A 22,444-nucleotide genomic window follows, 5' to 3' on the forward strand; every position below is an offset into this window, starting at 1 on the left:
ACCCTTGCAACTAATTCAACAAGCGTTGAATTAAGTGTGCACCCGCGGGCAGGGCGTGTCTAGGGCCGGCTTGGATATGGAGTGTTAACGATGTGCGGCAGGTTCGAAACGATGGCGGCAATCAGGACAAAATATGCAATGAAAAGCAGGATCCAAAGGATGAAAATGCCGATCCCCACCCAACCGAGGACCTTTCCTTCCTGAGCCGCCACCCCGAATCCCTCGGCCTTCTTCGCCTCGATGATCGCCAAGGGGCCGAAAACCACACCAAACGAGAAGATCCCGATCACGCCGAACACGGCCGCAAGGCGTGCGTGCCTCATGCCCTCCATGTACCACTGCAACTGACCCATGCTCACCGGGCGTGGATCGGACGGTGGGTAGATGGGCTGAAATCCTGGCTGCGGCATAGGCATGGGTTCCCCTCGTTGCTGGTGCTTCTGAGCATTGCCTTCCAGCAGAAGGCGCAGCGTGACAGCCTGAGAATACGTCCATCCCGAGATCAAACACCAGCCCTCTGCGGACGGTGTTAGCCTGCCGCCGTCAGGAACGACTTGAGCAACGGGCCACTGGTGGTGGCCCCGAGGCCGCCGTCCTCGACGAACACTGCCACTGCCAGATCGCCGTGGACCGCAACGATCCAGGCGTGCGTCTTGGGCGGGTTGTCCTTTCCGAATTCCGCCGTCCCGGTCTTCGCGCCCACCGGCGCTCCAGGCACTGAGGCGAGGAATCCGGCATGGCCGGAGGTCACCACTGCACGCATCATGTCGCCCAGCGCGGCCGCCTCTGCCGGGGTAACCGGCTTGTCGGAAGCCGCCGACGCGGTGGGAGTAGCCGCCGACGACGGCGAGCCGGACGCCGTCGTCGTGGCACCGGCGGAGGGCGAACCTGAGCCGGGATTCAGGACGAGTTGCGGCGACACCGGCGCGCCGCGGGCCACCGAGGCCGCCATGATGGCTGCGGCAAGCGGGGAAAGCAGCACTTTGCCCTGGCCAATCATCGAGGCAGCGTGTTCGGTGCCATCAGCGCTTCCCGGGACGGAGCCCAGGAAGGCATCGGCTCCCAACTTCGGCGCCTGGGCGGCCAGCCCAAGGGACGTTGCCGCGGATTCGAGCTGGGCCTGGCTGACCTTGTCCCGGGCATTGATGAAGGCTGTGTTGCATGAATGCGCAAAAGCGTCCCGCAAAGCGACTGAACCCAAAGACGACGCCGGATAACCTTCGGCGTTCTTGAAGGTCCGGCCATCCACCGTAATTGTTGGCGTGCATTCAACCTTGGAATCCGGTGTCATTCCATTGCGGATCATGGCAAGGGAATCCACGATCTTGAACGTGGAGCCCGGCGCGTACTGGCCCAGCATTGCCGTGTTGTATCCATTGCTTCCAGGCCCGGAAGCGGCCGCAAGGACTGCGCCGGTGGACGGGCGAAGCGCCACAATGGCCGAGGCGGGGCCAACTCCCGACAAAGTGTCCTCCGCGAGTTGCTGCAAGCGCGGATCCAGGGTGGTTTTCACCGGTTCTCCCGGCTTCGCGTCAACGGCAAAGAGGACTCGACGGGGATCGGGCTTCGCGGCCTTGATCTGGTCGTCGGTCATGCCTTGCGGCCGGGCCTTGATGGAGACTCCATCCTGGCCTCGGAGTTGGGCGTCGTATTGTTCCTCCAGGCCGCCAGTCCCGACGATGTCTCCCAGTTTGAGGGCACCCCCGGCCTTTTGGATCTGTTCGGCGCTTGCCTCTGCCGCTGTACCCAACACAGCGCGGGCGAAGGTGCGCGTCGGCGCCAAGGGCAGGGAATCAGGGATGCCGCGGGCACCCGGAATCGACGCAAGCTGCTGGTCCGTGACCGTCCGGCCGTCTTGACGCAGGGTGATGGCACTGACGAAGGCTTGTGGGCCGGACGCCTGTACCTGTTTCACGTACGCGGCTTCGTCCACACCGACCAGTTGCGCGAGCTTCGCCGCCGAAGCAGCAGGATCCGCCGATCCGACCGTGGTCTTGTCGATGCCGACGTAGACCACGGGACGGTAGCTGATCAATTTGGCGTCCCCGGCACCAAGGATCTCGGCCCTGGATGGCGCACTTACCGTCTTGTCCAGGACTTCGCCGTCCTTGATGTCAGGCTCCAGGAGTGCCGGAGTCCATTGGACGGCCCATTTGTCGCCCGATTTCTTCAGCGCGGCCTGGGAGGTGTACTTCCACTCCGCGGTTCCGATCTTCCACGTGTAGTTGAGCGGGACGGTGGCTTTGTCGCCGTCGAGCTTCACCGCTCCGCTTTCGACGGAAGGTTTGGCTGGGTCGAGGGCCGCAAACACAGCCTTGACCTGCTCATTCGCCGCGGTGGCGTCCTTGCCGTCAACGGCGAGCGAGCCGACGTCGAGGGCTGCCAACGCGGAAGCGAGCTGCTTGGCCGCACCTTCCGCCCCGGAACGGCCGTCATCGCACGCGGACAGCGAGCCAGCAATCATCAGGGCTGCCAGCCCTAGGACAAGATTCTTGGATTTCCCCATTTGCGCCATTATGCCTTCTACGCTTGGCTCTCGACATTTGTGGCGCGAAAATTTGCCCAACCAGCCCGAATCACCGTGCGAACTATTGGCCCCGGATGATCCTGCGCTGTGTTGCCACCCCGATGGCCGCCGTCCGGTTGTCCACGCCCAGCTTGGCGTAGATGTGCACCAAGTGCGTCTTCACCGTGGCCTCGGAAATGAAGAGCTGCTTGGCCATCGCGCGGTTGCTCATGCCGGTGGCGAGGATCTCTACGAGTTGGACCTCACGGGCGCTCAGGGCGGCCGCGGGGTTTCGGATCCGTCCCATGAGGCGCGCCGCAACCTCCGGGGCAAGTGCGGTCTGGCCCGCCGCTGCAGACATTACGGCTTGTCGGATTTGCTCTGGCGGTGCGTCTTTCAGCATGTATCCGCTCGCGCCGGCCTCCACCGCGGCGAGGATGTCGGCGTCGTTGTCGTAGGTGGTCAGGATCAGGACCGGTGGCGGGGGAGTCCCGGCTTCACCGGCCTTGATCTTGCCGGTGGCGGTGACGCCGTCCATCCCCGAGCCCATTTGCAGATCCATGAGGACCACGTCCACGGGCTCGCCGAGGGTATGGAGCTTCGAAAGTTCTGCCAATGCGGCGCCGCCGTCGGAGGCTTCCGCCACTACGCTGACGCCCTCGAAGTCGGCAAGCATGGCCCGGAGCCCCGCCCGTACCACGGGATGGTCATCCACCAGCAAGACCCTGATGTTGTAGGTCACTCGGATGCCTCCTGAGCTGGGTTGCGGGTACCCAGCGGCAGCCGGACAGCCACCACGGTCCCCTCCCCGGGAGCAGACTCGACGTCGAGCGTTCCGTCCAGGGCCGCCAGACGCTCGCGTAGGCTCTTGAGCCCGACGCCGGTTCCGTCACCACGCGCTTCTGCGGCAGCGGGCGCGACGGAATCGAAGCCCACACCGTCGTCGAACACGTCCATGGTCACCTCGGCGTCCAGAAAAGACAGGGTAACGACGGCGGTGTTCGCGTGCGCATGCGCCCACACGTTAGCGAGGGAAGACTGAGCCGCGCGCAACAAAGTGGTTTGGTATGGATTGGGCAGCGGCACCGGCGTGCCCTGAAGCTCGAAGCGGCAGCGCAGCATGGCTCCGCGCGCGGCGGCCTCTGCCTCGGTCTTCGCGCAGAGACGCCGCAAAGTGTCCGCCAGGCCAGACTCCTCCAGGTCCGGCGGCCGCAGCTCCCGGACAAAATTCCGGGCCTCCGCCAGGTTGCTGGCCGCAGTTTCACGGACGGTCCTGAGCCGGTCTCGGGCCGCAGCGTCGTCACCAGCGTCGAGCGCTCTCTCCGCCGAACGTCCCATCAGGACGATGCTCGAGAATCCCTGGGCCAGGGTGTCATGGATTTCGCGGGCGAGCCTTTCACGCTCAGCCAGCACACCGGCGTCGTGCTGGCTGCGTGCCAGTTCGGCACGGGTGCGGCGCAATTCCTCAGCGGCGAGGCGTTGGTTCTCCCCCTCGACGTAGAGCGCCCGATACGCCAGTCCGGTGACCACTGCGAAGGCGGCACCCAAAACCGGACCAAGGACCATGGGAAGTTGCAAAGCGTCCGCTCCGGCGCCGCGGTTGTGGAACCACATGGCTGCGATCAGGAGCGCAGTGCTGGCAGCTATTCCCGGCAGGGCCAAGCGCCTCGGCAAAACGTGCAGTTGCAGGAAGAACAACGGGAAGGCCATCCACGCAAAGTCCGGACTGATGAACATGAGCAGCAGCCACAGGAAACAAACGACGGCGAGCCACCACCAAGCGTAGGGTTTCGGATCGAGGCGCTTGGGATTGAGGGCGTGCCTCTTCTCGAGGAACGTCCCCACGAGGTAGACGGCCGCCAGCAACAGGGCAAGTACCAGGCCTGCCGCGGTGGCCAGGGGCGAAAGGCCCGCGGCCACAAGCCTCAGGACGGCGACCAATAGAAGCACAGCAAAACCAACGTGCAGGCTGACGCGCAGGACACGCAAAATCACGGCAGCGCCGCTGGGCTGCGCGGCGACACCGGGCCGCGCCTTGACACCGCGCTCAACTGCGGCTTGAGGTAAATCGGCTCCCTGCATGCCCTCCAGACTAGCCCCGCCCGCCGACACTTTTGCCCGGATTCCGCCGTATTCGGGCCCAATCAACCAAACGGTTGATCCGCGGGTCAACCAAAGCGATCGAACGGATCCATCCGCCTACCGATTCCTTGCGCTCGTTCCCGTCGGAGAGTTGAAACAGGACCAGAAGATCGCCTCAATGGCGCCGAACAAAGGAATGACATGTTTCTCGCCTTGCGCGACATCCGCTTTGCCAAGGGCCGTTTCGCCCTGATGGGAAGCGTCGTCGCCCTCATCACGCTCCTCCTCGTCATGCTGTCCGGACTTACCGCGGGCCTCGGCAACCAGTCGACGTCGGCCATCGCGGCGCTCCCGGCGCAACAGATCGTTTTCGGCGCGCCCGCTGGAGGCGAGGCCAAGGCGTCCTACACGGAATCGGAGGTCTCCGGCAAACAGCTTGAGGCATGGCGAAACCGGCTTGGTGTTGCCTCTGCCGAGGCCGTCGGCATCACGCAGACTCGATTCCAGTCCCTCGATTCGTCCAACAATGCCGCCGGGACTGCCAACGTGGCGGTCTTCGGGGCAGACGCCGGGATCTCACCTGTCCCGGTCAAGGACGGCGATGTGGTGGTCGGGAAGTCCTTGGCAAAGGAACTCGCGCTAAGTAACGGGAGCCGGGTGACAGTAGGCGGTACCAGCCTGACCGTTTCTGCGATCACCCAGGATGAGTGGTATTCCCACACCGGCGTCGTCTGGACCGCCCGCTCCACGTGGCAGAAGCTCGCACATATTCCCGCCGGGGCATCCATAGGAACAGTTCTCGCCGTGACGTACGACGCCGGGGTCTCCATGGACGTCGATGCCGCCAATGCGGCGGCCGGCACGGTTAGCGCCAGCCCCAATGGCTCGTTCCAGGCCCTTGGCTCCTACAAAAGCGAAAACGGCTCCCTCATGTTGATGCAGGCCTTCCTGTACGGCATCTCGGCACTCGTCATCGTGGCGTTCCTGACCGTCTGGACCGTCCAGCGCACGCGCGACATCGCTGTGCTCAAGGCGATGGGCGCCTCTTCTGGCTACGTGGTGAGGGATGCACTTGTCCAGGCGGGAATCGTCCTGCTCGCCGGTGCGGGACTAGGTGGTGGGTTTGGCGTGCTGGGCGGCTTCTTCGCTGCCCAAGCGGCCCCGTTCCTGGTGTCTCCGCTGACCACGCTCCTGCCCATCGCCGGGATTGTCATCTTGGGCCTGGCGGGGGCCGCACTTGCCGTCCGCAGCATCACCACAGTGGATCCGCTCATCGCCCTCGGCGGCAACTAGAGCCAACCCATCCTTTACGGAAAAATATTCCATGAAAGGCATATCAATGAGCCCAGCTCTCAATTTGGTCAGCGTTACCCTGGAGTACCCGGATGGAGACTCCACCCTGAAAGCCCTGGACGCTGTGGATCTCAGCGTGGACGCGGGCGAATTCTTCTCCCTCGTGGGTCCATCCGGCTCCGGAAAATCCTCACTTCTGGCCGTGGCGGCCACGCTTGTCCGGCCAAACTCAGGCCTCATCGTCATCGACGGCGTGGATGCCACCGAACTCAAGGACACCGAACTCACTTCCTTGCGCCGGGAGAAGGTGGGCCTCATCTTCCAGCAGCCCAACCTCCTGCCTTCCCTGACCGCCGTCGAGCAGCTGATCATCGGCCACCATCTCCGGGGAAAGCCGGCCAAAGCGGCTCGAACGCGCGCCACGGAACTGCTCGACGTCGTCGGGCTCGGCGCTTCACTCAACAAACGGCCGCACCAGCTCTCCGGCGGACAGCGGCAGCGCGTTAACATCGCGAGGGCGCTCATGGGCCACCCCCGGGTATTGCTCGTCGACGAACCCACAGCAGCGTTGGATCACGAGCGCAGCGAATCGATCGTGCGGTTGCTGCGTCAGGTCACGGACGAGTTCGCGACCGCGACCGTCATGGTGACGCACGATACCGAGTTCCTGCCGCTCACCGACTCCGTCGCAACAATGCGGGACGGGAGCCTTGGCCCGGGTGTACCCGTCGGGATACCCAACTGACCCGCGCCTCGGGTAAGAGGGGCAGGGGTTAGCCCCTGATGACGGCCTCGTCCTGGGCATCGTCATAGGCATCGCGGGCCTCAAGGATGCTGGGTACGTGGTCCTCAGCCCAGAGACGCAGGAGGGTCAGTGGTTCCAGCAATGACGTTCCAAGTTCTGTGAGTTCGTAGTCGACTCGTGGCGGCACCTGGGCGTGGACAGTCCGCGTGATGAGGCCGTCGCGTTCGAGGGTACGAAGGGTCTGGGTCAGCACCTTGGGCGTTACCACGTGGACCATTTTGCGAAGCTCGGAGAAGCGGATGGGACCGTCTGCGAGGACCTGGACAACCAGCGAGGCCCATTTGTCGCCTATGCGTTGGAAGATCACCCGGGACGGGCAATCGGGGTCCAAAACGTCTGCCGGCAGTTCATTGGTTTCCATAAGGTAACTAAGTTCCTTTGAAGCTATCAGTATCAAATAGATACTGTTTTCGTATTGCAAGGATAGCAACCCAAGGAGAGTCATGAAAATCGCAGTTTACGGCGCAACAGGCATGGTCGGAAGCCAGATCGTCAACGAGTCACTCACGCGTGGCCACGAAGTCACCGCCATCTCCCGCAAAGGCTCGGAGGTCGCTGGAGCGAAGTCCCTCGCCGCCGATCTCGCTGATGGCCAAAGTTTCGCGGAGATCGCCAAAGCGCACGACGCCGTCATCCTCGCCACAGGGCCGAGCCGCACTGGCGGAGACCACAGAGAATGGCTTGCAGCGATGGATACCGCCTACAGCAACGCCGAAGGCACGCGCCTCATGATCGTCGGAGGCGCCGGTACCCTGGAGATCGACGGCCTCCGCCTCCTCGATTCGCCTGACTTCCCGGAGGCCTACAAGGCCGAGGCCACCACCGCGGCCGCCGCATTCGCCGCCGTCAAGGACGCCCCGGAGAGCCTGGACTGGACGGTGCTGGCACCGGCACCCGTCATCCAGCCCGGTGAACGCACGGGCAACTACTCCACCGCCAAGGATTCCCCTGCTGGCAACAGCATCTCAACCCAGGACTACGCCGTCGCCATGCTGGACGAGATCGAGACTCCGGCCCACCGGCGCGCACGTTTCACGGCAGCCAACTAACCTCACGCCCGCTCGCGTCCTACGGCCCATCTCCCGACCCTCCTGCAGATATAGCGGCCTCCAACCCGATCCTCCTGCAGATATAGCGGCCTCCAACCCGATCCTCCTGCAGATATAGGGGAAAAATTCGGAACGCTCCTGCAGGCGATCTGCAGCACCGTTCTGGCGTTGGGGCACAGATGTGAGCGGGCGTCGGCCGGGAGGGCCACATATGTGAGCGGGCGTCCGGGGGCGCCTTTACGCACGTAGGCCGAGCCCGGGTACCCGCAGGCCGAATATGTCCTTCAAGGCATGCTTGGCTGCATGGTACCCGGGCATTCCTGTCACTCCCGGTCCTGGCGGCGTGGACGATGAGCACAGGTACACTCCAGGCAGCGGCGTCCGCCACGGCACCGGTGAAAGCACGGGACGCTGCACCAGTCCCCGAATGTCCATCAGTCCCGCGCTGAAGTCTCCGCCCACATAGTTCGCGTTGTAACCGGCCAAGCCCGCCGCCGTCGTCGTTTTCCAGCCGACCACCACATCCCGGAAGCCCGGCGCGAATTCTTCGATCCTTGCCATGACCGCCTCGGCCATGTCCACGGTTGACCCTTTGGGCACGTGGCAATAGGACCACAGAATGTGCCGCCCAGCAGGAGCCCGCCCGGGATCCACAATGGATGGCTGGGCCACAAGCACATACGGCTTCCCGGGGTGCCGGCCAGCAGTTACCAAGTTCTCGGCCTCGGCCATGGCGGCTCGCGTGCCACCCACGTGCACGGTCCCGGCGCCAGCGAGCCCCGGCGCGGCCCACGGAACCGGGTCGGACAGGATGAAGTCCACCTTGCACGCCGCATTCCCGAAACGGAATGTTTCCAGGACCCGCCGGTAGCGCCCCGGAAGGGCCGTACCGGCCATGCGCAGCAGTCCCGGGGGTGCAACGTCCAATAAAATGGCCTTTGCAGGCCGCAACTCCTCCAAGGAATTGATCTCCACGCCTGTCTCAATCACCCCGCCGTGGGCCTCGATGTCGCGCGCCATCGAGTCCGCTATCGCCGCCGAGCCGCCAACCGGGATGGGCCAGCCACCGGCATGCGCCAGCGCTCCCAACAAGAGTCCCGCCCCCGCTGCGGCGAGCGAGGGCAGTGGAGCCACAGCATGGGACGCGACCCCGGTCAAGAGTGCGGGAGCCGCATCCCCTGTGAAACGCCGGTTCCACCACGGCGAACCCTGCTCCAGGGTCGCCAACGCAAGTCGCAGTGCGGCCACGGGATTGGCCGGCATCCTCAGCAGTTGGTTCTGAGTCACGTCCAGCACTCCGCCCAAACGCTCCACCAGCGGTCCCATCAGGCGGGCAAAAGCGGCGCCGTCGGCTCCAAGTTCAGACGCGGTTTGCTCCAGCGAGCGGTAGGCGAGAGCTGCCCGGCCGCCGTCGAGCGGGGTGCCGTACTGAACCTCCGGCAAACGTAGCTCCACGCGCCTTTCGAGTTCAAAGTCCCGGAAGAATCGCGAAGCCAGCGCCATCGGGTGGACCGCGGAACAGACGTCGTAGACATGACCCGGTTCCAAGAGTTCGGCTGTGCGGGTCCCGCCCCCGATCGTCCCCGCAGCCTCGTACACCCTGACGGCCAGGCCAGCGCGCGCCATGACTACCGCTGCGGCCAAGCCATTCGGTCCGGAACCGACGACGGCGACCTCAGCCATCGCGCTCGGCCTCGCCTTTCGCCGAGGTGACTGAGTCCTGGTTGGGCTGCTGCCGTTCAGGGAACAAGGCAACGTGCCGCCAAGGCAGCACCGATGCGGCAGGGTTCTTGAGGTCCGCTCGGAACCAATCCTTGGCACCGTTGAACACCCCTCCATGGGGGTCGTCCTCGCCTTGGATCCGAAGGGGGTCCAGATGTGATTCCCAAATGTCCCACGCAATCCTCAACATCAAATATGCCGTCGCGGCCATATGCAGCATTACGGCCATGACGTAGTACGGCATGTCGATGTTGTTCTGCACCGGGCCACCGCTGCTGGTCTGGCCCAAATACATCCAGGTGGCCGTCCAGTGCAGGGCCTCGGCTGCCTGCCAGAGCAGGAAGTCGCGCCATCGTGGCCGGGCCAAAGCCAGCAACGGCACGAGCCACAACACAAACTGGGGCGAATAGACCTTGTTGCTCAGGATGAAGGCAGCCACTATCAAGAACGTCAGTTGGGATAGCCGGGGGCGCCGCGCCGCCGTCAAAGCCAATCCCGCAATCAGGACGCACGCAAGGAGGAACACGTTGAAAGCCAATGAGTTGATGGCTTCCGGACCAAGTTGGACAAGGTGCAGGCGTTCTGCCACTAAGTTGTAGGCGAACCACAACGAGCTGTATCCGGCCGGACGGTCCTGGGTGAAGTCGAAAAAGTACCGCCAGCCGGCTGGGTTGACGGCGGCGATCGGGATATTGACCGCAAGCCACGCTGCTGCCGCCGAAGCGCTGGTCGCAAAGAAGACCTTAAACCGACCGCTGCGTAGCGCCAGCAAAAAGACTGCGCCCAGGATGAGCACCGGGTAAAGCTTGGTGGCCGTGCCCAGGCCGATGAACACGCCGGCCAGGACGGGACGTTCCTTCGCGAAGAAATACATCCCCACTGCGAGCATGGCTACGGCCCACATGTCCCAGTTGATAAAGCCGGCCAGAACGATCCCAGGGGCCAGGGCCACCATGCTTGCGTCCCAGGGTCGGCGTCGGTTGATGCGCGCGGTAGCCAGGACAGCCACGATCCACAGGGCCACAATCAGGGTGGCATTCACATCGAAGTAGCCCAAGATCCGTTCGGGGCTGGCACCGTGGCCAGGCACCAACCATGCCGTAGCCCCGGCTATCAGCCCGGAGATCACCGGATACTCGAAGAGGCTTTTCTGGTCGAAGAACGGAAAGACCCCACCGGCAAGGCCTCGGCTGCCGAAGAGTTCGGGGAAATCCGAGTAGCAGGTGGCGTAGAACTGCTGGGGTGCCTGCCAACCGTTGACCCTGCAATAGCCCTTGATCAGAATCGCCAGCAATGCGGCAACGATCGTGAAGATGATCAAGACGCGTTCAACGGTGAAGAATCCGGGGGAGACGGCTCCAGGAGAGGAACGCCGGCCGAGGGGTCCCCCGATGAGTTCGGTGAAGTTCCTCAGCAGGGAGTCGCTACGGCTCGGAACCACAAAGCGCGCACGCTTTTGCCGGATGTGCGGCTTCGTCTCCTGCATGCAATCGAGCTTACCTTCAGCCGCGCCGGACGGCGTCGAGTCCGGCGCGCCCCAAGTCGTCAGTACCAAGCCCCGTCCGAGCCCGCCCCACTCCCAGTCCTTTAAAAGGCGGAAGCCCACGCATAGCCGCGTGGGCTTCCGAGGCGAACGGTCCGATGTGTGCCATCAGTCCCTCCTGAATTGCAGTGGTTGGGGACACTCAGCGGATGATTCCCATTTGGTGCAGGACGACGTAGACGTCTTCCCTGCGCTGATCCAGCAGTTGTCCGTTGAAGAGAGTCCTGTCTTTGACGACAGGTTTGCCGTTGAAGACCATCAGGTCCTTGAGGCGTTTGGCCATGGTGTCACCTCCTTTCGCTGCTGAAGAGAATTGCCGGAATTCGGACATGACAATTAAGCCCCCTGAATTCGAAAGAAAACAGGGCCGAAATAAGCACGTGAATGCGTGGCAATGATGGGGTGGATTAAGCGGATTGTTCGAATGACCGTGGATGGTGCCGGAGCATGGAGTTCCGGTACGTCGTATCCAGGGGGCAGCCGTCCCCAACAAGAAGCTGGTTCCGAACTATGAGGAAACTGCGCGCCACGTCAATCGCGTGATACCGCTCAATGGCAGGCCCAACTCGGAGCCTGATTGCACCTTGAACCGCCCCAATAATCAGGGGCGGAAGCGCATCAGGAGAGGTTAGGCCGCAAGACGGCGTCGAGCAGCGAAGGCCGGGGCCCCAGCAACGGTCATCTTCCATCCGCTAGTCAAAGTAATCATTTTCCCAACCTCCTTTTCTGCCTTGGCACCACCGCAGCTGACTTACTGGGTAGTGCACGCCTTAATCCCGGCGAATCGCTCTGGGATCAAAAATAAAGTTACACCATGAATCGTGCTGTTGACCAGCCAATTACAAACAATTTAGAAATTAATTCCTCTTACAGTCCCCAGCGAAGAATTGCCGGCGTCCGCTTGTCCCATCCCAGGGTACAAACTTTGGCCGTTCCCAGGACAAAGTGGCGTCCTTCCCTGGCATCCAATTCAAGCCAGCGGGCCGTGAGGATGCGGGAGAAATGGCCATGGGCAACAATCAGGACGTTGTCCATCCCGGACTCCAGGACGCGGGCGATGATCTTGTCGGCACGGGCCGCCACGGAGTCGAGCGTCTCGCCGTTGGGGACGCCATCGAACCAGATGAGGTAGTCCGGGTTGTCCTTGCGGATGAGGTCCGAGCTGATGCCTTCGTAGTCTCCGTAATTCCACTCCACGGCCAGTGGCTCGTGGACAGCGTCGGGGAAACCGGCCAGCTCCGCGGTACGACGGGCCCGGCGTAGCGGCGAAGTCAGGACGAGGTCGAAGTCGATGCCTTCCAGGATCTTGCGCGCTTCCACGGCCTGTTGCTCGCCTTCCACCGTCAAAGGGAGATCGGTCAATCCCGTGTACTGGCCACTCTTGGACCATTCGGTCTCCCCGTGGCGCATGATCCAGAGCTGTGGCCGGGCGGGCTTGGCTGCTTCGTTCACTTAGGACTCCTCTGGTTCGGCAATGCCGGCGTGGGCATCGACGGATGGTTCCGATGAAGGTTCGACGGCGGACTCGGGCTGCTCGGCCCACCACGCCAAAAGCTTGGATTCGGCGTCCTCGAGGGACGACGGACCGTTTTCCATGCGCTCTTCCAGCAGGAACTTGTAGGCCCGGCCAACCACGGGTCCGGGCTTGAGTCCCAGCAAAGCCATGATGCGCGCTCCATCCAAGTCCGGCCGGATGGCATTGAGCGATTCCTGTTCGGACAGGACGTCAATCCGTTGCTCAAGGTCATCGTAGGCAAAGGAGAGCCGCTCTGCTTTGCGTTGGTTACGCGTAGTGACATCGGAGCGGGTCAGGCGATGCAGGCGTTCCAGCAGGGGGCCTGCATCTGCCACGTAGCGGCGGACGGCGGAATCGGTCCAGCCCGCATCCCCGTATCCGTAGAAGCGCATGTGCAGCTCGACGAGCCGCGCCACGGCTTTGATCGTGTCGTTGTCGAAGCGCAAGGCTTTCATGCGCTTCGCGGTCAGCTTCGAACCAACCATGTCGTGGTGGCGGAAGCTCACCGCGCCGCCCGGTTCGAATCGGCGCGTAGCCGGCTTCCCGACGTCGTGCATTAACGCGGCGAAGCGCAATACAAAGTCCGGGCCAGGTACCGGGCCATCCGGGCCGGTCTCAAGCGACGCGGCCTGCTCCAGGACTTGCAGGGAGTGCTGGTAGACGTCTTTGTGCCGGTGGTGCTCATCGGCTTCAAGACGCAGCGCAGAGACCTCGGGCAGGACGAACTCCGCCAAGCCGGTGTCCACGAGGAGGTCGATTCCCGCCCGCGGATGCGCGCCATTGATGAGCTTGACGAGTTCCTCCCGCACGCGTTCGGCGGAAATGATCTTGATCCGCTCAGCCATCCCGGACATGGCGAGGCGGACCTCGTCGTGCACTGCAACGCCAAGCTGCGCCGCGAAGCGGGCAGCCCGCATCATGCGCAGCGGGTCATCGGAGAACGACGATTCGGGGGATCCAGGGGTGGCAAGCACCGAGGCGTGGAGATCGCGCACCCCGCCGAACGGATCCACGAGCTCGAGGGAGGGCAACCGGAGCGCCATGGCATTGATGGTGAAGTCGCGGCGGAGGAGATCGTCCAGCAGCGACGAGCCGAAGGCCACCACCGGCTTGCGGGAGGCTGCATCGTAAGCCTCGGCGCGGTACGTGGTGATCTCAATCTGGAAGCCGGACTTCTTCATCCCGATCGTCCCGAAGGCGCGGCCAATCTCCCAGAAATTGTCCGCCCACCTCTTGATGATGGAAAGCGTCTGGTCCGGAGTGGCGTCAGTGGTGAAATCCAGGTCCGGCGAGACGCGGCCCAGGAAGAGGTCCCGCACCGGCCCGCCAACCAGCGACAGTTCGAATCCAGCGTCCACAAACCGCTGTCCGAGGTCCAGGACCACTGGATCCATCTGGAAATTAACTGAGGAACTGTCCAATACTTGCGCCATAGTTCCTTAAGCTTGTCAGATTTCGCAGCGCCATCCCACCGGATCCTTTGTCATTGCGCTGCGATTGCGTGGCGACGGCACCGGGATCACGGCCGAACGCCATCCGCACGTCACCGTGAGTCCATGTCCCGGTCATCACCAACGGGCAAGAGTCGTTAGAGTGGACTTCATGGCCAACCCGATCCCGAGTGCTCCTGGCAGGAGGACGAATGCACCATTGCCGTCGGCAATTGGTGCTCACGTCGCGCCCGCTCAGCACACGGCCCAGGCCGCCCTTCCGACCGTGGAGGAGGTCTCTGCCGGCGGCGTCGTAGTGGACACGTCCGACGGCGAACTAAGGGTTGCGATCATCGCCCGCCTTAATAGGGGTGGCCGGCTTGAGTGGTGCCTGCCGAAGGGACATCCGGAAGGCAAGGAAAACAACGAGGAAGCCGCAGTCCGCGAGATCGCCGAAGAGACCGGAATCGAAGGCAACGTCCTGGCTCCACTCGGAAGCATCGACTACTGGTTCACCGTGAGCGGGCACCGTGTACACAAAACCGTGCACCATTTCCTGCTCCGCGCCACGGGCGGCGAGCTGACCATCGAGAACGATCCTGATCAAGAGGCCATAGACGCAGCTTGGGTTCCCCTCCAGGACCTGGCACGCAAGTTGTCCTTCCCCAATGAGCGGCGTATCGCGGATCTGGCCCGGGAAGTCCTGCCCGAACACCTCTAGTGCGACGTTTCATACCGTCTGACGCCGGTTTGACGCAACAGGCAGCCCGGCTCATGGGACGATAATGACAATGTCTGCCGCCAAATCAACCCAGTCAGTCCAGTCCGGAGAAACCCGTTCCAGCGCCGTCATGGCCGCGGGGACGCTCGTTTCACGGTTTCTCGGCTTCGCCAAAACCTGGATGCTTGGCGCCGCGCTGGGCCTGGGATCGACGGTCAACGACACCTTTATCAATGCCAACAACCTGCCCAACCTGATCTTCCTTCTGGTGGCCGGTGGCGTTTTCAATGCGGTGCTGGTGCCGCAGATCATCAAAGCCAGCAAGGGACCGGACCGGGGCGCGGACTACATCAGCCGGCTCCTGACTCTGGCTGTGTTGGTTCTCTTGGCGCTGACGGCGTTGGTCACGCTAGCCGCACCGATTGTCATCGACCTCACCACCCAGGGCTATTCTCCACAGCAAAAATCGATCGCCGTCACCTTCGCCTTCTATTGCCTGCCACAGATCTTCTTCTACGGTTTGTACGCGCTCCTGACCCAGATACTCAACGCCAACGGCGCCTTCGGTCCTGCAATGTGGGCGCCGATCCTGAACAATGTAGTGGCCATTGCAGGACTGGGCATGTTCATCTGGATCCTCGGTGCCAACAACACCAACCCCCACACCCTGGACAATTGGGGGCCCTTCCAAACCTTCCTGATTGCGGGTTTCTCCACCGTGGGTGTGCTCGCCCAGACGGCCATACTCCTCATACCGGTGATCCGCCTGCGGCTCGGTCTGCGGCCCCGCTTCGGCTGGCGGGGCGTGGGACTGGGCCAGGCAGCAAAACTGAGCGTCTGGACGCTCCTGACCGCCGCCGTCGGGCAGCTCGCCTTCCTCTATGTCATGAGGATCGCCACCATTCCCGGATCCGAGCGCCTCCGCCTCGAGCACGCGCAGGACCCGGCCGCCGCCACGCTTCCCGGTAACGCGGTCCTGGAAGTCGCCAGCCAGCTTTACCTACTGCCGCACTCGATCATCGCGTTGTCGCTCGCTACCGTGTTGTTCAACCGCATGACCCGTGCGTCCCAAGCCGGCAACAAAGCCGAGTTGCGCGAAGCGCTTTCCCACGGGCTGCGGACCATGGCCGTCGCCACCGTTTTCGGGGCACTGGCACTCTTTGCCCTCGCCGGCCCACTGGGCATGTTCTTCTCCGGCGGGAAGCCCCAGGACGGTGTCCTGCTGGCCCAGACGCTCACGATCCTCGCGTTGAGCACACCGTTCATGAGTGCCAACTTCATGATGTCCCGTGTGTTCTACGCCAACGAGGACGCGCGAACCCCGTTCTACATCCAGCTCATGCTGGCCCTACTGAACGTTGTGGGCGCGTTCATCATCCAGTTCCTGCCGGTCGCCCAGATCATCTTCGCGATAGCCGTCCTGTACACCCTCGGCAACATCCTTTCCGTGGTCATCAGCGTCTGGTTCCTGAAGCGCCTCCTCGGCCATGTGGACGGCCCCCGGATTGCCAACTCCTACATCCGCATGGGCTACGCCGCCTTGGGCTCGGCGATCGCCGGCGCTTTGGCCCTATGGCTGCTCGGCAGCTACCACGCCGACGGTTTCGCCTGGAGCAGCAGGCCTGCCGCCTTGGTGACGGTGATCGTCGTCGGGCCCGTCATGCTGCTTGTTTACCTCTTCCTGCTGCGCCTCTTCCATGTCAGCGAGCTGCGCGACCTGCTCCTGCCCGTGCTAGGCCGACTCGGACGGGGCGTTCCGGTGGCGCAGGCGCCGTCCACCGGCGAAACGCCAACCCCGACGCCGGTTCGCGCCACCGTGTCCGACGATACCGGGCTCATTCCGCGCATCTCGGGCGAATTCGACGCGGCATCATTCCGCGCCGGTCCCGCGTTGGAAACCCTCCCGGCCAGGAACGGGTGGGATGCGGGCCATGATTCCGACGGCATCGCGGATGCGGCCATTGCGGAGGGGCAAGGCAAGGTGGATGCCTGGTCCGACGTCGAGAAGTCCTACCTGCCTGACGAGGACCTTCCCAGCACCGCCCAAGGAGGCGCGGGCCGTCCGGGCATTCCGCTGCCTGGCCGCCGCACCTATCAGGGACCGCTGGGAAACAACCCCTATTTCCGCGGTGGACCTCGCCGCAAAAGGTGACGCATCGGCGCAAACCGGGGGCCCGAACGGCCCAATCCGCTAGGATCAGAAACTAATACAGGTAGTTGCAGACCACGGGTCACCCGGCTGGCCGGATCCCGTATTCAGGACCCGCAGCTTCCGGACAGTCTAGGAGGAACCCGTGTCCCACCCGATCGATGTCGGATCAGTGCTTGGCGGCCGCTACAAAGTCACAGCCACCGTGTTGACTTCTCACGACCAAGATCTGGTGCTCGACGGCGTCGACCAGGTCCTTAACAGGCCTGTCAGTATCCTCGTGGCCGGCCCCGGAAACGCCGAGCAAGTTGCCAAAAGCGCCCGGGAAGTAGCCACCGGTGAACGGCCCGGGCACGTCCAGATCCTCGATCTCGGCGTCAGCGACAGCACCACCTACCTCATCACCAACCACAGCAGTGCTCCTGATCTGTTGGACCTCGTGGTGGCCACCAACCCGCCGTACGTCGAGCCGTTCTTCACGGACACGCTCGGAAGCGAGATCTTCGGCCAAGCCCGGTCCCACGAGCCCGAAACCTACGACGGACTGTACGACGACGAAGAGCACGACGCCGAGTACATCAATTACGACGACGCCGAGCCCAGTCCGGCTGGTGGATCGCAAGCGGCAGCTGCCGCCGAAGACAAGCGCCGCCCGGTGGTTCCTCCCTTGCCTGCTGGCCGGCCCGCGTCGGCCCCAGGTGGCATTGGTTCCCGCGTCGCCGCTGCGGCAGCCGGAGCAGGGGCTGCAGCCGCCGCGGCTGTGAAGGGTACCGGCAAGCCAAACAACGACGACGGCCAGCGCACGTCTGCAGCCACCGCTTCCACCGAGGCGTCTTCGACCGTACAGCCGCACCAGACCGCCCCCCAGCAAATCCAGAAGGGGCCGGCAACGCAGGCCGTTCCGGCGTCGACTCCTCCCACACCGGCGTCCGCGAGCCCTGCCCAGGATGCCAAGGTCTCGCTCTGGTCCGAGGACGACTACGGTTTCATCAACGACGACGCCGCCACCTCCCGCGGTGCGGCCGGTGCTGCTGGCGGCGCTTCGGGCGGGTACAACCGGGGCGCGTCGAGTTTCCCGGCCACGGCCCGCGAGCAAGCCGATCCGCTCGACGAGGACGAATACTACGACGACGAGCCCGTGCGCGAGCCCCGTTCCTTCCGGTGGCTGGTGGGTGGCGTCCTCGCCGCCGTCCTAATCGTCGGATTGATACTTGCGGTCACCAACCTCGGTAATCTCATCCCGGGCGGCACTCCCGCGGCCAAGCAGTCCACCGCAGCGTCTCAAACAGGATCCGGACAGCCGAGCAGCACCGAGTCGGCCACCGCCGTTGCGGCACCGCCGGTCATTGATGGTGTTACCCGCATGGGCGATTTCGAGTTTGCGGCGAGCTATGACAAAGACTTGGTCAAGGCCTTCGACGGCAATGCCGCGAGCTACTGGTCAGACATGGAGTTCGCCACCGCGGACTGGGGTGGACTCGCACCTGACGGAGTTTCCCTGCTGGTCAAGCTCAAGGCGTCCGCGCAGGTCAAGTCGGTCACGCTGAGCCAGTTGGGTGCTTCCGGTGGAAACATCAGCGTTTACACGAACGATCGTCCGGCGATGGACGGCGCCAAGCTGGTAGGCACAAACAGCTTCACCTCGCCGGAGCTCACCATGCCGCTCAGCACACCCGCAACCGCCCAGTACGTGATCGTCTCCATCAAATCGCTGCCCAAGCTGACCGCGCCCAAGACCCGCTACGGTTTCGGCCTGCGGCTCGCCGAGATCAAGGTCCAGTAAATCCACGGTCCAGTAGTCGACGGCGGGGGCCGTCAACTCGGGTAACGGAGCCTGCGCTCTTCAATGCCCCGCGCCACCAGACGGTACCCTGAATGGTGGTGGATATTAGGGTCCCCGGAAACGCCGGAATATTCGACGCCGCCATGGGGTTGTGCCATGTGGCCGGCCGCGATAATCCGGTGCATCGACTAAGGAAGAGGTTCACCCAACAGTGAGCAACGCAGAAAACACCGCGTCCCAAGTACGTGATGTCATCATCGTAGGCTCCGGGCCTGCCGGCTACACGGCGGCCGTCTACACGGCACGCGCCAATATGAACCCGCTGCTCATCGCCGGTTCTGTAACTGCCGGTGGCGAACTGATGAACACGACAGACGTCGAAAACTACCCGGGATTCCCCGACGGCGTCATGGGACCTGATCTCATGGAGAACTTCGAAAAGCAGGCGGCACGCTTTGGGACCGAGATCCAGTTCGAGGATGTCACCGAACTAGATCTCGACGGCGACATCAAGACCGTGACCATCGGCACGGGGGAGACCTTCAAGGCTCGGGCGGTCATTCTGTCGACCGGCTCCGCCTACCGGGAACTCGGCCTGGCGAACGAAAAGCGTCTTTCCGGCCACGGCGTGAGCTGGTGTGCAACCTGTGACGGTTTCTTCTTCAAGGACCAGGACATCGCAGTGATCGGTGGCGGCGACTCGGCCATGGAGGAGGCACTCTTCCTCACCAAGTTCGCCAAGTCCGTCACTGTGGTGCACCGCCGGGACGCGCTGAAGGCTTCCAAGATCATGGGCGATCGTGCGCAGGCCCACGAGAAGATCAACTTCGTGTGGAACACCGCCGTCGAGGACGTCATCGGCGGTGACAAGGTGACCGGCTTGAAGCTGAAGAACCTCGTGGACGGTACCGAGTCCGAACTCGCCGTCACCGGCGTTTTCGTCGCCATCGGTAACGACCCCCGCACGGAACTCGTGAAGGGCACACTGGAGCTGTCCCCAGAAGGCACCATCGCCGTCGAGGGCCGCAGTTCCAAGACGAGCATCAAGGGCGTCTTCGCTGCCGGCGACGTCGTCGACCCCACCTACCGGCAGGCCATCACGGCCGCGGGCTCCGGTTGTGTCGCGGCCCTGGACGTCGAACACTATCTTGCAGACCTGCACGCCTAATCGGCACAGCAGCCATCCATTCGAAGGGAAAGAATTATGAGCAACGCTAAAAACGTTACCGACGCCAGTTTCGGCACCGACGTCCTGGCCGCTGAAAAGCCGGTCATCGTGGACTTCTGGGCAGAGTGGTGCGGGCCGTGCCGTAAGTTGGGTCCGATCCTCGACGAGATCTCGGTTGAATACGGAGACAAGGTTGACGTCGTCAAGCTTAACGTCGACGACAACCCGGCCATCGCCGCAGAGTACGGCATCACGTCAATTCCGGCGGTGTACCTCTTCAGCGGGGGAGAAGTGAAGAGCACGGTTATCGGTGCCAAGCCGAAGCAGTTCTTCGAAAAAGAATTTGAGTCCGTTCTGTCCTAGTCTCGTCCTGCCCTAAGGCTCGAGCGCCGCATTTTGGTGGCGCTTCCTGACTCAGCCGGTGGTTCTCGCTTTTGAGCGGGAGCCACCGGTTTTTTCGTGCCCTCGTCCTTTGGAGGTAGAGCCTGCTCGTGCCCTCCGCTCCACGTGTCCCTTCACCACGTTGCTATTCCGGTTGTTGGTGCATTGGCTTGACGTCCGAGCGATGACGTTGGAGTGGGAGGTCTGTTGCTCGCGTTGATCCCGAAGTCCGCGTGGTCGGGAACCCTTTTTCGATTTAGAAACCTGAGAATTTTGGGGGAGAACCGCCCGGCCGAGAAGTAGCGTCTTGCCCGTCTGGGGTAGGGGTGAAATGTGGTGGCGTCTGTGGTCGGGCGCCCAGAATTAGTCACTTCTCTGTTTTCCAGACCTCTTGCGAAGCCACTAGCCAAGATCCTTGTGTCGCGCCACGAATGGGCTCCCTCGCCTTGGCGCAAAAGACCCAATGGGTTAAGGAGCCTGTTTCACGTGAAACAGTGCAGGGTGCTGCGATGAATCTCGATGCACCTGGGTTCGTAGGTTTTCACTATGAATGAGTGCGGTACCTTTCTAGGAAATGTTCCACGTGAAACGCACATGGCCGTTGGAGCCACAGTTCTCCAGGTTCCTCGATCCAAGGGCGGCTTTGTTCCACTGACTCTCCACGCGCGATGTTCCAGATGATGTTCTCCTATACAGAGGTGCGCGGGAGTGATGCACAGATCCCTGGCAGGTGTGGACAGTTGCAACTGGCTGTCTCCACGCCCACGTCCATCCGTTAAGTACTACGTGATGCACCCTCTTAGCCAAGGTGAAGTAAAGGACTACCTAAGGTTCGTCCGCGCATAGGACCGCAGCTTAGGCGCCACCTTCGCCCATTTGTTTCACGTGAAACAACGCATGCGGCTGGTACGGAGGCGGCGTCGGGAACGGAGGCAGCGCCGGGCACCGCAGGAGCTCCTCATGTTCGGGGGTTCTGTCCCTGTATTACCCAATCAATTGGCGGAGGAAGAGCGCCCATTGTGAACTTGATGCCGCGGGACAACGGGACAGCGGGACTGGATGTTGACGGGCGCCAGGAGATGGCGCTCTCGCAGTCTTGAGGAGCTTCCAGTTCACGCGACCGCAATGCCTGTTAGAGACTAACCTGAGGCCCAGGCGAGAGACTGATGACCGTCCGAGCCGGAAATCCACCAGACCCACAGGCACTTCGGACTGCAGGCGTCCACGGCCGAAGCTAAACAGGCCTCCAAACCAGCCACCTATCCGCCGGCAGAGCCGTCGATACCGTTCCCAGCTCCAACTCCCGCGGCCACCAGGAAGCGAACTTAATCGCCGGCTGAATTGGCCTTCAAATATTGCCTAGTTTCGCAAAGCTTTGTAAATGAAAACAAAATAATATGATTCTTCGATCAACGAAATGCAAATCTGCGTGCCTCGATCAGTCCCACACTACAGGGAGGCATCGCTAGTTCTTGCGGATCCGTATTGACCTCTCACGGGAGTACGTTATGGTCTACAGACATCTGTGAGGAGGACTCGATTGGCTGGCTCAACATCGCCACTCTCCGGCCTGGCATCGGTGTCCGTTTCACCTGGTGTTCGTTGTGCCCTGGTATTCGTTGCCCACAGGAAAGGGGGCGACCAAACCATGAAGCTCACATCGACCCTAGGTCCTGAGAACCAGCGTCTGGCGCACAGACCAACACCACACCTCGTCGAAATGAGAGAGCAGTGGCTGCCTTCCAAGGTGCTTCGGGCCCTACGACGCAGGTAGACCGCCACCTGCTTCTGACAGTCACGCCGGCACCCCGATAGCCATCGTTAGGGCTGGAAGCAGAACAGGTCCGCGCTCCAAGCGAGCACTACCGCGGTTGCTATGGGGAACGAGCGCATGTTGGCGTGCGAAACCAACACCCACCGTTGTTCCTTTTGCATGCGCACGGGACGATACGCCTATGTCCGCGCGACGACCAAGGCGGCGTCAATCGGACGTCGCTAAGATTGCGCACGCGTCGATCACAGCGTTCGCGAGACTCGTTGTGGGCGGCCAGAAATAGTCGTACCCTTCTGAGCTTCGAGACACTCGGCGCGTTCAGTAATCAGAACACCTCCGCGATCCGGCGATAGCGGGGGAGCGAGACCATCCAGATCGAGCAGGCCGGAATCGAGCGACCCAACTGCAGAGGCTACGCAGAGCCCGTACAGCGTGCAGATTCACAGAGCTCGAACCCGATCCTTCCGCGGTTTGGGGGGCCGTACCGAGCCCGATCGATCAGACTCATTCTGAGCGCGGGAT

General features: G+C 62.8%; 18 protein-coding genes. 8 read left to right on the plus strand and 10 right to left on the minus strand.

Annotation, left to right across the window (positions count from 1 at the left end; all coding sequences use genetic code 11):
• Nucleotides 1-59: 59 nt before the first annotated feature.
• The 4 genes from LFT43_RS20440 to LFT43_RS20455 form a co-directional block, all read right to left on the minus strand.
• A complete protein-coding gene (locus tag LFT43_RS20440; protein WP_395800016.1) occupies nucleotides 60-323 on the minus strand; it encodes a hypothetical protein in 264 nt (87 codons plus the stop codon).
• Between the two features lie 206 nt (nucleotides 324-529).
• Entirely contained in the window at nucleotides 530-2,506 is a 1,977-nt protein-coding gene (locus LFT43_RS20445) for a penicillin-binding transpeptidase domain-containing protein (protein ID WP_395800018.1), read from the minus strand.
• A gap of 82 nt (nucleotides 2,507-2,588) precedes the next feature.
• On the minus strand, nucleotides 2,589-3,182 hold the full coding sequence (locus LFT43_RS20450; protein ID WP_395803201.1) for a LuxR C-terminal-related transcriptional regulator: 594 nt from the start codon (nucleotides 3,180-3,182) through the stop codon (nucleotides 2,589-2,591).
• A 62-nt stretch (nucleotides 3,183-3,244) separates the two neighbouring features.
• Nucleotides 3,245-4,588 carry a sensor histidine kinase gene (locus tag LFT43_RS20455; RefSeq protein WP_395800020.1) on the minus strand — a complete coding sequence of 448 codons (1,344 nt, stop codon included), beginning with the start codon at nucleotides 4,586-4,588 and terminating at the stop codon, nucleotides 3,245-3,247.
• Nucleotides 4,589-4,789: 201 nt separating this feature from the next.
• On the opposite strand from LFT43_RS20455, the gene LFT43_RS20460 reads away from it, so the two are divergent.
• Entirely contained in the window at nucleotides 4,790-5,881 is a 1,092-nt protein-coding gene (locus tag LFT43_RS20460; protein WP_395800022.1) for an ABC transporter permease, read from the plus strand.
• A gap of 46 nt (nucleotides 5,882-5,927) precedes the next feature.
• Complete coding sequence (locus LFT43_RS20465) at nucleotides 5,928-6,626, plus strand: ABC transporter ATP-binding protein (RefSeq protein ID WP_395800024.1); 699 nt, start codon at nucleotides 5,928-5,930, stop codon at nucleotides 6,624-6,626.
• A gap of 28 nt (nucleotides 6,627-6,654) precedes the next feature.
• Here LFT43_RS20465 and LFT43_RS20470 read toward each other — a convergent pair whose 3' ends face one another.
• Nucleotides 6,655-7,047: a winged helix-turn-helix transcriptional regulator gene (locus LFT43_RS20470; protein ID WP_395800026.1), complete on the minus strand. Its 393-nt coding sequence runs from the start codon at nucleotides 7,045-7,047 to the stop codon at nucleotides 6,655-6,657.
• An 82-nt stretch (nucleotides 7,048-7,129) separates the two neighbouring features.
• On the opposite strand from LFT43_RS20470, the gene LFT43_RS20475 reads away from it, so the two are divergent.
• Nucleotides 7,130-7,735 carry an NAD(P)-dependent oxidoreductase gene (locus LFT43_RS20475; RefSeq protein ID WP_395800028.1) on the plus strand — a complete coding sequence of 202 codons (606 nt, stop codon included), beginning with the start codon at nucleotides 7,130-7,132 and terminating at the stop codon, nucleotides 7,733-7,735.
• Between the two features lie 237 nt (nucleotides 7,736-7,972).
• On the opposite strand, the gene LFT43_RS20480 is transcribed toward LFT43_RS20475, so the two are convergent.
• The 5 genes from LFT43_RS20480 to LFT43_RS20500 form a co-directional block, all read right to left on the minus strand.
• Nucleotides 7,973-9,418, minus strand: coding sequence for a phytoene desaturase family protein (locus tag LFT43_RS20480; RefSeq protein ID WP_395800030.1), 1,446 nt, complete (start codon nucleotides 9,416-9,418; stop codon nucleotides 7,973-7,975).
• A complete protein-coding gene (locus LFT43_RS20485) occupies nucleotides 9,411-10,943 on the minus strand; it encodes a glycosyltransferase family 87 protein (RefSeq protein WP_395800032.1) in 1,533 nt (510 codons plus the stop codon). The genes LFT43_RS20480 and LFT43_RS20485 overlap by 8 nt, the downstream gene beginning before the upstream one ends.
• 199 nt (nucleotides 10,944-11,142) lie before the next feature.
• On the minus strand, nucleotides 11,143-11,283 hold the full coding sequence (locus LFT43_RS20490; RefSeq protein WP_265978164.1) for a hypothetical protein: 141 nt from the start codon (nucleotides 11,281-11,283) through the stop codon (nucleotides 11,143-11,145).
• A 584-nt stretch (nucleotides 11,284-11,867) separates the two neighbouring features.
• Entirely contained in the window at nucleotides 11,868-12,452 is a 585-nt protein-coding gene (locus LFT43_RS20495; protein WP_265978165.1) for a histidine phosphatase family protein, read from the minus strand.
• Nucleotides 12,453-13,949 (minus strand): CCA tRNA nucleotidyltransferase, encoded by a 1,497-nt coding sequence (locus tag LFT43_RS20500; protein ID WP_395800035.1) that lies wholly within the window; start codon nucleotides 13,947-13,949, stop codon nucleotides 12,453-12,455.
• A 217-nt stretch (nucleotides 13,950-14,166) separates the two neighbouring features.
• Between LFT43_RS20500 and LFT43_RS20505 the strand changes: the two genes are divergently transcribed.
• The 5 genes from LFT43_RS20505 to trxA all read left to right on the plus strand — a co-directional run bounded on the left by LFT43_RS20505 (nucleotide 14,167) and on the right by trxA (nucleotide 20,130).
• Nucleotides 14,167-14,667: an NUDIX hydrolase gene (locus LFT43_RS20505; protein ID WP_184741317.1), complete on the plus strand. Its 501-nt coding sequence runs from the start codon at nucleotides 14,167-14,169 to the stop codon at nucleotides 14,665-14,667.
• A gap of 70 nt (nucleotides 14,668-14,737) precedes the next feature.
• A complete protein-coding gene (gene murJ, locus LFT43_RS20510) occupies nucleotides 14,738-16,819 on the plus strand; it encodes a murein biosynthesis integral membrane protein MurJ (protein WP_395800037.1) in 2,082 nt (693 codons plus the stop codon).
• Nucleotides 16,820-16,961: 142 nt separating this feature from the next.
• Entirely contained in the window at nucleotides 16,962-18,599 is a 1,638-nt protein-coding gene (locus tag LFT43_RS20515) for an ABC transporter substrate-binding protein (protein WP_395800039.1), read from the plus strand.
• 211 nt (nucleotides 18,600-18,810) lie between these two features.
• Complete coding sequence (gene trxB / locus LFT43_RS20520; RefSeq protein ID WP_395800041.1) at nucleotides 18,811-19,767, plus strand: thioredoxin-disulfide reductase; 957 nt, start codon at nucleotides 18,811-18,813, stop codon at nucleotides 19,765-19,767.
• Between the two features lie 36 nt (nucleotides 19,768-19,803).
• Nucleotides 19,804-20,130 carry a thioredoxin gene (trxA, locus tag LFT43_RS20525; protein WP_395800043.1) on the plus strand — a complete coding sequence of 109 codons (327 nt, stop codon included), beginning with the start codon at nucleotides 19,804-19,806 and terminating at the stop codon, nucleotides 20,128-20,130.
• Nucleotides 20,131-22,444 lie beyond the last annotated feature (2,314 nt).

Origin of the sequence: Arthrobacter sp. FW306-04-A (assembly GCF_044358315.1) — a bacterium.
Taxonomy (GTDB): domain Bacteria; phylum Actinomycetota; class Actinomycetes; order Actinomycetales; family Micrococcaceae; genus Arthrobacter.